This is a genomic window from Mycobacterium sp. IDUB_1, assembly GCF_055419625.1.
Window position 1 is genome coordinate 274371 of record NZ_JBVAYA010000003.1, and the last position, 12901, is coordinate 287271.

At 68.7% G+C, this 12901-nt stretch carries 11 protein-coding genes; 6 read left to right on the top strand and 5 right to left on the bottom strand.

Annotated features, from left to right (window positions below):
* The first annotated feature begins 7 nt into the window (after positions 1-7).
* Genes ureG through ACZYYX_RS18570 form a run of 3 tightly spaced genes read left to right on the top strand, consistent with a single transcriptional unit; the run spans position 8 to position 2175 of the window.
* The gene (gene ureG / locus ACZYYX_RS18560) at positions 8-694 is read left to right on the top strand and encodes an urease accessory protein UreG (RefSeq protein WP_463816059.1); all 687 of its coding nucleotides are present in this window, start codon (positions 8-10) and stop codon (positions 692-694) included.
* Positions 695-1321 (top strand): urease accessory protein UreD, encoded by a 627-nt coding sequence (locus tag ACZYYX_RS18565; protein WP_463816060.1) that lies wholly within the window; start codon positions 695-697, stop codon positions 1319-1321.
* Positions 1318-2175 carry an LLM class flavin-dependent oxidoreductase gene (locus ACZYYX_RS18570; RefSeq protein ID WP_463816061.1) on the top strand — a complete coding sequence of 286 codons (858 nt, stop codon included), beginning with the start codon at positions 1318-1320 and terminating at the stop codon, positions 2173-2175. Before ACZYYX_RS18565 ends, ACZYYX_RS18570 begins: the two co-directional genes overlap by 4 nt.
* Here the strand turns inward: ACZYYX_RS18570 and ACZYYX_RS18575 are convergent.
* The 3 genes from ACZYYX_RS18575 to ACZYYX_RS18585 form a co-directional block, all read right to left on the bottom strand.
* Positions 2172-3539: an NAD(P)/FAD-dependent oxidoreductase gene (locus ACZYYX_RS18575; protein WP_463816062.1), complete on the bottom strand. Its 1368-nt coding sequence runs from the start codon at positions 3537-3539 to the stop codon at positions 2172-2174. The two genes, ACZYYX_RS18570 and ACZYYX_RS18575, sit on opposite strands and share 4 nt — an antisense overlap.
* 122 nt (positions 3540-3661) lie before the next feature.
* Complete coding sequence (locus tag ACZYYX_RS18580) at positions 3662-4591, bottom strand: LLM class F420-dependent oxidoreductase (RefSeq protein WP_463816063.1); 930 nt, start codon at positions 4589-4591, stop codon at positions 3662-3664.
* 102 nt (positions 4592-4693) lie between these two features.
* A complete protein-coding gene (locus tag ACZYYX_RS18585; protein ID WP_463816506.1) occupies positions 4694-5365 on the bottom strand; it encodes an SDR family oxidoreductase in 672 nt (223 codons plus the stop codon).
* A gap of 319 nt (positions 5366-5684) precedes the next feature.
* Here ACZYYX_RS18585 and ACZYYX_RS18590 point away from each other — a divergent pair, with 319 nt between their 5' ends.
* Positions 5685-6692 (top strand): APA family fibronectin-binding glycoprotein, encoded by a 1008-nt coding sequence (locus ACZYYX_RS18590; RefSeq protein ID WP_463816064.1) that lies wholly within the window; start codon positions 5685-5687, stop codon positions 6690-6692.
* A gap of 116 nt (positions 6693-6808) precedes the next feature.
* Positions 6809-7120, top strand: a complete 312-nt coding sequence (locus ACZYYX_RS18595; protein WP_463816065.1) for a GlsB/YeaQ/YmgE family stress response membrane protein — start codon at positions 6809-6811, stop codon at positions 7118-7120.
* A 26-nt stretch (positions 7121-7146) separates the two neighbouring features.
* Here the strand turns inward: ACZYYX_RS18595 and ACZYYX_RS18600 are convergent, their stop codons facing one another.
* Positions 7147-7914 (bottom strand): lysostaphin resistance A-like protein, encoded by a 768-nt coding sequence (locus tag ACZYYX_RS18600; RefSeq protein WP_463816066.1) that lies wholly within the window; start codon positions 7912-7914, stop codon positions 7147-7149.
* Between the two features lie 42 nt (positions 7915-7956).
* Positions 7957-10419: a phosphoketolase family protein gene (locus ACZYYX_RS18605; protein WP_463816067.1), complete on the bottom strand. Its 2463-nt coding sequence runs from the start codon at positions 10417-10419 to the stop codon at positions 7957-7959.
* A gap of 136 nt (positions 10420-10555) precedes the next feature.
* Here ACZYYX_RS18605 and ACZYYX_RS18610 point away from each other — a divergent pair, with 136 nt between their 5' ends.
* On the top strand, positions 10556-12901 hold the full coding sequence (locus tag ACZYYX_RS18610) for a CaiB/BaiF CoA transferase family protein (RefSeq protein ID WP_463816068.1): 2346 nt from the start codon (positions 10556-10558) through the stop codon (positions 12899-12901).

The following is a 12901-nucleotide window of genomic DNA, read 5'->3' on the forward strand; positions in this document are numbered from 1 at the left end:
AGCTTGCATGCCACCACATCTCATCGACGGCGTCGGCCACTCCCATGACCGCCCCGACCGCCCGCGCCGGGTACGTCAACCTGGTGAGCCGCTGCGTATCGGCGTCGGCGGGCCGGTCGGCTCGGGTAAGACGGCGCTGGTCGCCGCGCTCTGCCGTCAGCTTCGGGACGAGTTGTCCCTGGCGGTGCTGACCAACGACATCTACACCACAGAGGACGCGGATTTCCTGCGCCGCAACGCAGTACTGCCGGACGACCGCATCGCGGCGGTGCAGACCGGCGGTTGCCCGCACACCGCGATCCGCGACGACATCACCGCCAACCTCGACGCGATCGACGACCTGATCGCCGCCCACGACGATCTGGATCTGATTCTCGTCGAATCCGGTGGGGACAACCTGACCGCGACGTTCTCGTCGGGCCTGATCGACGTGCAGATCTTCGTGATCGACGTGGCGGGAGGGGACAAGGTGCCGCGCAAAGGTGGTCCCGGCGTGACGTTCTCGGACCTGCTGGTGATCAACAAGACCGACCTGGCCCCGATGGTCGGCGCCGATCTCGGTGTGATGCGCCGCGATGCGGGTGCAGTCCGCGCGGATCGCCCCTTCGCGATGATCTCCCTGACCGCCGACCCGGCGGCGACGCCGGTGCTGGACTGGGTGCGCGAGCAGCTGCGGGTCACCCAGGCGGTCTAGGTGCGCTCCGATGTGCTGATCGTGGCGCGGCCCGGGCGCTCCCCGCATATGGAAGGCACGGGCGCCGTCGCGGTGCGGCGGACCGGGCCGGACACCGTGCACCTGGTGTCGGCCGCGGCCACCCCGCTGGGCGGCGACGTGATCCGGATGCGTGTGGTGGTGGAGGAGGGCGCCCGGCTCCGGCTGTGCACCGTGGCGGCGACTGTGGTGCTGCCCGGTGCCGCCACCGCGGAGTCGCACGCGTGCTGGACCGTGGAGGTCGCGGGCGAGCTGGATCTGGACCCGGAGCCGACGATCGTGGCCGGCCCGTCGCGCCACGTCGTGCAGACCGCGCTGGCGCTGTCCGCGGGCGCGTCGGTGCGGGTGCGGGAACGCGTGCAGATCGGCAGATCCGGTGAGCGGCAGGGCTTCTGGTCGGGCACGCTGCGGGCCGATCTGGACGGCGCCGCGCTGCTGCGCCACCGGATCGAGTTGGGCAGCGGCGCCGTGGCCGACGACGAGATCACTGCGCCGCGCGCCTACGAAGCCGAATTCCACTATCCGGCCACTGACATCGATGCCCCGGGGGTGGTACTCGCGCTGGCCGGCGGCGGATGTCTGAGCACCTGGCAGGGGGATCGGCTGTGACGCAGCGGGACGGGGTTGTGTGGCGTCCCGACGGCGACCCGCGGTTGCTGGCCCCGTTCTGCGAGCAGGCCGAGCGCGCGGGCTTCGACGAGGTGTGGCTCTGGGAGGACTGCTTCCTGCAGGGCGGGATCGCGCAGGCCGCTGTCGCATTGGCGGCGACCCGGTCGCTGGTGGTGGGCATCGGAGTGCTCCCCGCACCGCTGCGCAGCGTGGTGGCCACGGCACTGGAGATCTCGACACTGGCCACGATGTTCCCCGGACGTGTGCAGGTCGGTATCGGGCACGGCGTCCAGGACTGGATGCGTCAGGCCGGAGTGGCGGTGACCTCGCCGATGACCTGCCTACGCGAATACGTCACGGCCCTACGAGACCTGCTCGCCGGGCAGACCGTCAGCACGACCGGCGACTACGTCCGCTTGGACGCGGCGCGGTTGGACTGGGTTCCCGACACGGCGGTACCCGTGCTCATCGGCGGCACCGGCTCCAGGACGCTGGCGCTGGCCGGGGCGATCGCCGACGGGGTGCTGCTCGACTGCCAGCACACCGCAGCCAGCGTCACCACCGCGCTCGAACACGTCGCCCGCGGCAGTGCAGGGCGCGATGCGGCGCAGTTCCGGCGCGTCATGTACCTGGCGTGCGTCCCGACGACGACGGGCGTCGGCGACCGACTCGTCGAGGAGGCGCGGCGGTGGCACGTCATTCCGGACACCGAGTTCGGAGTCGGCGGTTCCTTCGACGCCATTCGCGACGGCGCAGCCGCCTACCGCGCCGTCGGCATCGACACGGTGGTGTTCCAGCCGATCGGCACAGCGCCTGACCCGATGGGGTTCATCGGGTCCCTCGCAGGTTTCTAGCTGGCCGCTTTCTGGTCCACGGTGGCCGCGATCTCCTCGAGTTCCTCGATGCGTGTTCGTGCGTACGCCTGCTGCTCGGTGATCGTGAGCTGACCGCGGTTGCGGCCCAGGAACGTCACCGTCCACGACAGCAGGGTGGCGATCTTGGTCCGGAAACCGACCAGATAGACCAGGTGCAGCACCAGCCACGACAGCCAGGCGATGAACCCGCTGAATTCGATCGGTCCGACTTTCGCGACCGCGCTGTACTTCGACACCGTGGCCATCGAGCCCTTGTCGAAGTAGCTGAACGGTTCCCGCTCGGACGGGTCGGCGCCCTTGAGTCCGGCCAGAATGGCCTTGGCGGCGTACTTGGCGCCCTGGATGGCGCCCTGCGCCATTCCCGGCACCCCTTCGACCGCGGCCATGTCGCCGACGACGAACACGTTGGGATAGCCGGGGATCGACAGATCCGGCAGGACCTTGACGCGGCCGGCGCGGTCGAGTTCCACGCCGGAGTGCTCGGCGAGATCCCGCCCCAGGGGGCTGGCCGACACGCCCGCCGACCACACCTTGCAGGCCGCCTCGATGCGGCGGATCTTGCCGTCGGGGTCCTTGACCGTGATGCCGTTGCGGTCGACGTCGGTGACCATTGCGTTGAGCTGGATCTCCACGCCCATCTTCTCGAGCCGGGCCTGGGCCTTCTTGCCGAGCTTCTCGCCCATCGGGGGCAGGACTGCCGGGGCCGCGTCGAGAAGGATCACCCGCGCCTTGGTCGAATCGATGTGGCGGAACGCGCCTTTGAGCGTCTGGTCAGCCAATTCGGCGATCTGCCCTGCCATTTCGACGCCGGTTGGCCCCGCGCCGACAACGACGAAGGTCAGCAGCTTCTCCCGGCGGGCCGGATCGCTGGACCGTTCGGCCTGCTCGAAGGCACCGAGGATGCGGCCCCGCAATTCGAGGGCGTCGTCGATGGTCTTCATGCCCGGCGCCCACTCGGCGAAATGATCGTTGCCGAAGTAGGACTGGCCGGCACCGGCGGCGACGATCAGGCTGTCGAACGGAGTGACGTAGGTGTGGCCGAGGAGCTCCGAACGCACGGTCTTGGTCTTCAGGTCGATCCCCGTGACATCCCCGAGCAGAACCTGAGTGTTCTTCTGGTCTCGCAGGATCACGCGGGTGGCCGGCGCGATCTCACCCTCGGAGATGATGCCTGTCGCCACCTGGTACAGCAGCGGCTGGAACAGGTGATGGGTGGTGCGGGCGATCAACTTGATGTCGACGTCGGCCTTCTTGAGCGTCTTGGCTGCAGTCAAACCGCCGAATCCCGATCCGATGATGACCACCTTGTGGCGATCGGATGCGTTGGCTCCGGGATGGCTCATGGCTACTCCTGTGCACGGTTCTCGCGGGTGTCCTTAACGGAACTTCTTTACCCATTCAGAACAACCAGAACCTTAGCCGTCGCGCTTCCGGGCGGCGCGGTGAGATACCCCACCGCGTCGGCTCACCGCGTGACCAGCGGCTTCAGCGCCTCACCGAGGGCAGTGATCTGGCCCGGCTGGTACCCGACGGTCTGTGTGGGCACGAAGAGGATGACGCCGTCGATACCCGCGTCGAGCACCTTGGATTGGACCTGCTCGGCGATGTCCTCGACGCTGCCGGCGACCATCCGCTGCTTGAAATCGTCGGGAATCATGTCCGGGGTCACGCCGTCGCCCGTGAGCGCGCCGATCAGCATCGACGTCTCCAGCGTGGCCGGATCGCGGTCGATCTCCTCGCAGCGCTGCTTGACCACGGCCACCTTGCGGGCGAGCTCGTCGAAGCCGGCGATCACGTTGAGGTGGTCGAAGTGCTTGGCCGCCAGGGGAATCGTCTTCTTCTCACCGCTGCCGCCGATCATCAGCGGGATGTGGTCGCGGAAGCGGGGATTGGCCAGCGCCTCCTGGGTCCGGTAGTACTTTCCGGCGACGGTGGGCCTCTCGCCGGCGAGCATTGGCAGGATGATCTCCAGCGCCTCACCGAGCTTGTCGAACCGGTCGGTGAATGTGCCGAAGTCGTAACCCAATTGGTCGTGCTCGAGTTCGAACCACCCGGTGCCGATGCCGAGGATCGCACGGCCGGCACTGATCACGTCCAACGTCGTGATCGCCTTGGCCAGCAGGGTGGGATTGCGGTAGCTGTTACCGGTGACCAGCGTGCCCAGCTGGACATTCTGGGTGGCGGCAGCGAGTGCGCCGAGTGCGGTGTACGCCTCGAGCATCGGTTCGTCGTAGTTGCCGATGCCCGGCAGTTGGTAGAAGTGATCCATCAGGAACACCGAATCGAAGCCGGCCTCGTCGGCTTCTCTGGCCTGCGCGGTGACGGTGGGGAAGAGCTCACCCACGCCGGTCCCGTAGGAGAAGTTGTTGATCTGCAATCCGAGTCGAATCGTCACCCGGCCGACATTACGCAGTCTGACCAGGGCGTTCTAGATGGTTTCGCCGGTGGCGAAGCTCGACAATGGATGGAATAAACAGTCGCTCAGGGCGGTTGACCTTCAGCCGAAATTGGCGAGTGCGCCGTGGCTGACATGCAGGGTCTGTCCCGTGATGTGCCGGGCCGCCGGTGTCGTGAGGAACAGTGCGAGCCGGGCGATCTCGGCGTCCACGGTCGGCGACGACGAGCCCAGACCCGCGTATCCGGGCTCGGTACCGCGGCCGATCGCCACCGCGTTGACGGTGATGCCGCGGACACCGAAGTGGTGCGCCTGCCCGGCCGTCCAGGACGACACCGCTGCCTTGACCGCGGCCGCGGCACTGCCTTCGGTCATCGCATCACCGATCACGGTCACGATGGAGCCGCCCGACCGCAGTTGGTCGCCGAGCGTCTGCACCGTCAAGACACCGGAGAGCAGGCCGGCGTCGAAGAGACTCCGCCACTCGGCGGCGTGGTCGACCAGGGTGTAGGACCGCGGGTCCCCGGCAGCCCGCAGCGGAGCCGGCACGTTGATCACGGTGTCCAGGTGGGCGGGGAGCTGATTGTTCGCCGCCGCGATCGACGCGGGATCGGTGGTGTCGAGGACCACCGCGTCTGTCTCGAGTTCTTTGGCCAGCAGTTCCACGTCATCGGCTCGCCGACCGGCGACGATCACGCGGTGGCCGGCGGTGCTGAAATTCTCTGCGATGACGCGGCCCCGGTCGGTGTCGCATCCCGTGATCAGCACATCCATCATCGGCCTCCTGTTGTGTTCGGCGCTGAACCCCAGCGAGTCCCGCCCATGTTACTGGAGGGTAGGTAGCCGGCCGCAGTCGACGCGCCCACGCCGGTAACGGTGGCGCGGGGCGCTGCGATCAAACCCCTGAGCCCGCCGGGGATCGCCGCCCGACTCGCTCACCGCACCCCGAGCCCCGCGCCGGGGTGCTCGTTGTGTCAGCAAATCGTCAAATAGCCTTGTGCTGCGGTGATCATCGCGATAGCTATGTCACAATTTGGTACATTCTCAGCTGCACACACTTGCGTCACGGCAGTAACACGGTAGTTTCTTCGGCATGCGTGATCCAGACATGTCGTCACCCCGCCGGAAAGGCCTGTCGACGTCGATCGGGCTCGCCGCCCTGACCGGTGCGACCGTCGCCGCGTTGACGTTGCCCGCCGTGGCGACAGCGCAGCCGGCACCTTCGCCGCCGCCACCGCCTGCTCCGGCAGCACCGGCAGCTCCGGGTGCGCCCGCACCGGCAGCTCCGCCGGTGGACCCGAACGCACCGGCCCCGGCTCCCGCTCCTGCGCCGCCGGCGCCGCCCGCGGATCCGAATGCACCGGTGCCGCCGGCCCCGCCTGTCGATCCGAACGCCCCGGCGCCCCCGCCGCCGCCCGCCCCCGAGCCGGGTCGCGTGGACAACGCCGCCGGCGGATTCAGCTACGTCGTGCCCGCCGGCTGGAAGGTGGCCGACGCGGCCTCGCTGTCCTACGGCCAGGCGCTGCTGAGCAAGCTGCCGCCCGCCGGATCGCCGCCGGACGCACCGGCGCCGAACGACACCAGCGTGCTGCTCGGTCGTCTGGATCTGAAGCTGTTCGCCGGCGCCGAGACCGACAACACGAAGGCGGCCCAGCGCCTCGCCTCCGACATGGGCGAGTTCTTCATGCCCTTCCCCGGGACCCGCATCAACCAGCAGACCGTCCCGCTCAACGCGAACGGCATGACCGGTGTGGCGTCGTCCTACGAGGTGAAGTTCACCGACACCAACAAGCCGAACGGCCAGATCTGGGCCGGCGTGGTCGGCAACCCGACGGCGCCCGGTACCCCGCGCGGGCAACGTGCCCCCGAGCGTTGGTTCGTCGTCTGGCTGGGCACCGCGACCAGTCCGATCCCGCAGGCCGAGGCCGTCACGCTGGCGAACTCGATCCGGCCGTGGACGCCTCCGCCGCCGCCGCCTCCTACGGACCCGGGCGCCCCGCCGCCTCCCGCGGATCCGAACGCGCCGCCGCCGCGCCCGGCCGTCGGCACACCGGTACCGGTCGACCCGAACACCGCACCGGGGATGCTGCCGCCTGCGTGATGCGTCGTTCGATCGTGTCCGATGGACTGACCGAACCGTGACCTGCCGGGGCTATACCGGAGTCAGGCTCGCTTGCGGCCGCAATCGAGCCTGACTGCGACAGGCAGGAGATCGACATGACCACCACCGAGATCGTGGCAGCGACGGAGTATCTGGCGCGTTCGACCACTCAGACCAGCGTGGGTTGGATCGGTTACATCATCATCGGCGCGATCGCCGGCTGGATCGCGGGCAAGATCGTCAAAGGCTCGGGCTCGGGCATCCTGATGAACATCGTCATCGGTATCGTCGGCGCGCTGATCGGTGGCTTCCTGCTCAGCTTCTTCCTGGACACCGCGGGCGGCGGATGGTGGTTCACGCTGTTCACCGCGGTCCTCGGTTCGGTGATCCTGCTCTGGATCGTCGGAATGGTGCAGCGGCGCAATTAGGGGGCGTTAGCGGTTCAGCTGCGCGGTCAGCTGAGATGCCAGACCAGCGCCGCGGCGAGCGCCCCCAGCCCGTTGAGTGACCAGTGCAGCGCGATCGGTGCGATCAGGCTGCCGCTGCGCCTGCGCAGCCAGGTGAAGACGAAGCCGGCTGCGGCCGTGGCGATGACGGCACCGATGACGCCGACGATCACCCCGAAGGGGCCGCCGCCCAAGATGCGGGTGAACCCGACGTTGCTGGCCGTCAAGCCCATCGAGGTGGCGATGTGCCAGAGGCCGAACAGCAGTGAGCCTGCGGCGGCGACGCCGCGGAATCCCCAGGCTCGGTCCAACGCGCCGTGCAGGACACCACGGAACGCGAGCTCTTCGGGGATCACGGTCTGCAGCGGAATGATGATCATCGAGGCCAGCAGCGCGCCCGACAGTGTCGCGTAGTGGTTGTTCAAGAACATCGGCCGGGTCCACGGCAGCAGTGTCCCGAGCGCGATCACGGTGCCGACCACCGCGATGGCGCCCAGCGCGTAGCCGGCGCCCGAGCGCCAGTGCTCCCGCCCCAGCCCGAGTTCATGCCAGCCCAGGCCGCGTGAGCGCACGAGCACGACGAGACCGATCGCGGCGGCCGGGACCACGACGACATTGGCCCACGGCGTGGTGAAGTGCGCGATCAGGTTCGTCAGCGCGAGCACCACGACGACGACACCGACGTCGACGTAGGCGCGGGCGTGATGCAACGCCGCCAGCTGCTCCACCAGCGGGTGCGGCTCAGCGGACACGCCGGTCCCAGTCGTGACAGTCATAACCGGCTCAGACTACCGAATCCGGCGATCCGCGCAGGTCAGCTACTCGTTGTCGCCACCGGTGTCGGAGTCGGCACCGGCGACCCCGAAACCTGACTCGCGGGCCGCGGGCCACACCCAGTCCTTGACCTCGCCGATGTCGTCACCGTGAGCGCGGGTGTACTCGCGGGCGGCGATGCGCTTGTCGGCCATCTGCTGGCGCAGCGTGGCGCATCGCGACCCCAGCGAGGGCACTCGGTCGATCACGTCCATCACCAGGTGGTAGCGGTCCAGGTCGTTGAGCATCACCATGTCGAACGGGGTCGTGGTGGTGCCCTCCTCCTTGTAGCCGCGTACGTGCAGGTTGGCGTGACCGGTCCGTCGGTAGGTCAGGCGGTGGATCAGCCACGGGTAGCCGTGGTAGGCGAAGATGATCGGGCGGTCCGCGGTGAAGATCATGTCGAAGTCCCGATCCGACAGTCCGTGCGGATGCTCTTTGTCGTCCTGCAGCCGCATCAGGTCGACGACGTTGACGAACCGGACCTTGAGGTCCGGCAGGTGCTGCCGCAGGATGTCGGCGGCGGCGAGCGCCTCCAACGTCGGGATGTCGCCCGCGGCCGCCAGCACCACGTCAGGATCGGTGCCCAGTTCCTCGTTGCCTGCCCACTCCCAGATCCCCAGCCCGCGGGTGCAGTGCGCGATCGCCTGCTCCATCGTCAGGAAGGTGGGGGAGGGCTGCTTGCCCGCGACGACGACGTTGACGTACTGGCGCGAGCGCAGGCAGTGGTCGTAGGTGGACAGCAGGGTGTTGGCGTCCGGCGGCAGGTAGACGCGCACCACGTGTGCGCTCTTGTTGACGACGTGATCGATGAAGCCGGGATCCTGGTGGGAGAACCCGTTGTGGTCCTGGCGCCAGACATGGCTGGACAGAAGGTAGTTCAGGCTTGCGATGGGTCGGCGCCACGGGATCTTGTCGGTGACCTTCAGCCACTTGGCGTGCTGGTTCAGCATCGAGTCGACGATGTGGATGAACGCCTCGTAGCAGTTGAACAGGCCGTGCCGGCCGGTCAGCAGGTAGCCCTCGAGCCAGCCCTGGCACTGGTGTTCGGACAGCATCTCGACCACCCGCCCGGCGCGCGCCAGGTGCTCGTCGACTTCGGGGCCGATCAGCTCGGCGTTCCACTGCTTGTCGGTTGCGTCGTAGACGGCCTGCAGGCGGTTCGATGCGGTTTCGTCGGGACCGAAGATGCGGAAGTTCTCCGGATTGCGCCGGATCACCTCGGTGAGCCACTGTCCCAGCACGCGGGTGGCCTCGGCGACGGTGGCGCCGGGCGCGGGCACGTCCACCCCGAAGGAGCGGAAGTCGGGCAGCCGCAGGTCCTTGAGCAGCAGGCCGCCGTTGGCGTGCGGGTTGTCACTCATCCGCAGCGCACCCGTCGGCGCCAGCGCCGCGATGTCGTCGTGCAACCTGCCGTCGTCGTCGAACAGTTCGTCGGGCCGGTAGGAGGCCAGCCAGTCCCCGAGGACCGCGAGGTGTTCGGCGGTGTCGCGGGCGTTGGACAGCGGCACCTGGTGTGCGCGCCAGGACCCGGTGGTCTTCTTGCCGTCGATGGTGGCGGGACCGGTCCAGCCTTTCGGCGTGCGGAACACGATCATCGGCCAGGCCGGGCGCGCGACGTCGCCGTCGGCGGCACGGGCCTTGATCGCGGCGATCTCGTCGAGGACGTCGTCGAGCAGCGTGGCGAACCGCCGGTGCGCGTCCTTGTGATCCTCGGCTGAGGGGCCGTCGGGCACCTCGAAGAAGTACGGTGCGTGCCCGTAGCCGATGAGCAGGCTGCGCAGCTCGTCCTCCGGGATTCGGGCGAGCACCGTCGGGTTGGCGATCTTGTAGCCGTTGAGGTGCAGGATCGGCAGCACCACACCGTCGTGCGCCGGGTTGGCCAGCTTGTTGGAATGCCAACTGGTCGCCAGCGGTCCGGTCTCTGCCTCGCCGTCACCGACGACCGCGGCCACCAGCAGATCGGGGTTGTCGAAGGCCGCGCCGTAGGCGTGGGAGAGCACATACCCCAGCTCGCCGCCCTCGTGGATGGAACCGGGCGTCTCGGGTGCGACGTGTGACGGGATGCCGCCAGGGAAGGAGAACTGTCGGAACAGCCGGCGCACGCCCTCGGCGTCGGCGGTGATGTCGGAGTAGATCTCGCTGTAGGTGCCGTCGAGATAGGCGTTGGCCACGATGCCGGGCCCGCCGTGGCCGGGCCCGGTCAGGTACATCGTGGACTGCTGTCGCTCGGTGATCACCCGGTTGAGGTGGGCGTAGAGGAAGTTCAGGCCGGGAGTCGTGCCCCAGTGCCCGAGCAGGCGCGGTTTGACGTTCTCGCGCGCCAGCGGGGTGCGCAGCAGCGGATTGTCCAGCAGGTAGATCTGGCCGACCGAGAGGTAGTTCGCGGCGCGCCACCAACGGTCCAGCCTGTCGATCGTCTCGTCGCTGATCGGTTGGCGGTCCACGGTCGTCCAGGCTGTCGTCATGATCCCCTTCCCATGTCCCCCATCCAACACCCCTCATCCCCATCCAACTAGGCATCGGCGGACCGTCAACCCGTACCCGATGAGCAACGGGTTAATCTTTGCGCCGAGGGCACCTTGAGAAGGGCAGGCAGGATCGATGGGCGAGGCAGCACTGCTGACGTCCGTGCGCGTGCTCGACCTGTCCTCCGGTGCGGGCGACGGGGTGGGGCGCATCCTGGCGGACCTCGGTGCCGACGTCCTCAAGGTGGAACCACCCGGGGGCAGTCCGGCACGGTCGGCGGCGCCGACGATCGCCGGTGCGGGAATCGGTTTCGCGATGGACAACGCCAACAAGCGCTGCGCGACGCTGGATCCCGCCGACGCCTCCGACCGTGACCGTCTGCTCGATCTCGCGGCGGGCGCCGACATCGTGATCGACAGCGGAATCGCCGGTGGCGCAGCGTTGTTCGGGGTGTCTGCCCGGGAGCTCGCGGACCGATTCGACCATCTGGTCGTGCTCTCGGTCACCGACTTCGGGCTGACCGGGCCGCGGGCATCCTGGCGGGGCAACGACGCGGTGTTCTACGCACTTTCCTCGGCGCTGTCGCGGACCGGGCCGACCGCCGGCACGCCGGTACTCCCGCCCGTCGGCGTCGGATCGGCGACGGGCATGGTGCAGGCGGCGTGGGCCGTGCTCGCTGCCTACTTCGATCGGACCCGCAGCGGCAGAGGGGATTTCATCGACTTTTCCCGGTTCGAGGCGGTTCTGCAGGCGCTCGATCCGCCGTACGGCTCCGAAGGCCAGGCCGCGGTCGGGCTGAAACCGCCGACCGCGTTGTGGCGTGGCCGCCCCCGCAATCAGCAGATCTATCCGATCTTCGGCTGCCGCGACGGCCATGTCCGCATCTGCCTACTGTCGCCACGGCAATGGCGCGGGATGTGGGCATGGTTGGGTGAGCCGCCGCGCTTCGCCGGCCCCGAATTCGAGACGATCGCCGCGCGATACGCGGCCTCGGCGGAACTGAACGAGGCGATCGCCGCGCGGTTCGCATCGCAGTCGATGGACGAGCTCGTCGCGCAGGGCCGGGATCGCGGCGTGCCGATCGCTGCGGTCCGCACTCCCGCAGAGGCGTTGAGTGCAGAGCATTTTCACGTCACCGGAGCGTTGGCCGAGCTGCCGCTGACCCCGGATGCGACGCTCACGATCCCCGTCGGTCCCGTCACCGTCGACGGCGGCCGTCTCGGATTCCGTTCTCCCGCACCGTCTGCCGCAACCGATGACGCCACGTGGCTTCGTCCTGCCACATCGGACCCTTCGGCGACGCCCCCGCCGGTGTATCCCTTCGACGGTCTGCGCATCCTCGATCTCGGTGTGATCGTCGCGGGCGGCGAGCTCGGCCGGCTGTTCGCCGACCTCGGCGCCGAGGTGATCAAGATCGAGAGTGCGGCCTATCCAGACGGACTGCGACAGGCGCCGGCCGGAATGCCACTGAGCCGGTCCTGGGCGCTGACCCATCGCAACGAGTACAGCCTCGGGCTCGACCTGCGCGATGCTGAGGGGGCGGAACTCTTCGCCCGCCTGGTCGCCACCTCCGACGCGGTGTTCGCCAACTTCAAGCCCGGAACGCTTGCCGCCCTGGGCTTCCCGATCGAGCGGCTGCGCGAGATCAACCCCGACATCGTGCTCGCCGAGAGCAGCGCCTACGGCGACCACGGGCCGTGGAGCGCGCAAATGGGTTACGGGCCGCTGGTGCGCGCGTCCACCGGCATCACCCGGCTGTGGACGTCCCCGGACGCCCCGCCCGGCGAGTTCTTCGACGCGACGACGATCTTCCCCGACCACGTGGTCGGCCGGCTGACCGCGGTCGCGGCTCTGGCGGCACTGATCCGTCGAGACCGCGGCGGCGGCAGCGCACACGTGCACCTGTCGCAGGCCGAGGTGGCGATCAATCAGCTGGCCGACCGATACGTCGTCGAATCAGCCCGCGCGGCAGGGGTGCCCGTCGTCGACGACGGCACCGTGCATGCGGTCTGTCCGTGCGGGGGCGACGACGAGTGGTGCGTGATCTCGGTGCCCGGCGACGCCGAGCGGACGGCCCTGGCCACGCTGGTGGGCGAGGACCTGCCCCGGGAGCGATCGGCGCTGATCGCCGCGCTGGGCGCGTGGACCTCCGGTCGCGACAAACTCGAGGTCGCGGACATGCTGCAGTGCAACGGCATTCCTGCCGCGCCGATGAATCGCGCGGCCGACGTGCCCGCCGATCCGCAGGTCGTGCACCGCCAGGTGTTCACCGAGCTGGTGCATCCGCTGCTGGAGCGTCCGATTCCCGCCGAGACGGCGCCTACGGCCTACCGTCGCATTCCCCGTGCCCCACTGCGCCCGGCACCGATGCCGGGCGAGCACACCCGCGAGATCTGCACCGACGTGCTCGGTCTGACGGCCGAGCGTATCGACGCCTTGCTCGCCGCAGGTGTGCTGTTCGACTACCACCAGGAAGGTTGA

Bases quoted from the DNA above. Each gene is read 5' to 3' on its own strand.
- ACZYYX_RS18595 (WP_463816065.1), top strand. From the start codon at position 6,809: ATGACCACCACCGAGATCGTGGCAGCGACGGAGTATCTGGCGCGTTCG.
- ACZYYX_RS18605 (WP_463816067.1), bottom strand. From the start codon at position 10,419: ATGACGACAGCCTGGACGACCGTGGACCGCCAACCGATCAGCGACGAG.
- ACZYYX_RS18575 (WP_463816062.1), bottom strand. From the start codon at position 3,539: ATGAGCCATCCCGGAGCCAACGCATCCGATCGCCACAAGGTGGTCATC.
- ACZYYX_RS18590 (WP_463816064.1), top strand. From the start codon at position 5,685: ATGCGTGATCCAGACATGTCGTCACCCCGCCGGAAAGGCCTGTCGACG.
- ACZYYX_RS18585 (WP_463816506.1), bottom strand. From the start codon at position 5,365: ATGGATGTGCTGATCACGGGATGCGACACCGACCGGGGCCGCGTCATC.
- ACZYYX_RS18600 (WP_463816066.1), bottom strand. From the start codon at position 7,914: ATGACTGTCACGACTGGGACCGGCGTGTCCGCTGAGCCGCACCCGCTG.
- ACZYYX_RS18610 (WP_463816068.1), top strand. From the start codon at position 10,556: ATGGGCGAGGCAGCACTGCTGACGTCCGTGCGCGTGCTCGACCTGTCC.
- ureG (WP_463816059.1), top strand. From the start codon at position 8: ATGCCACCACATCTCATCGACGGCGTCGGCCACTCCCATGACCGCCCC.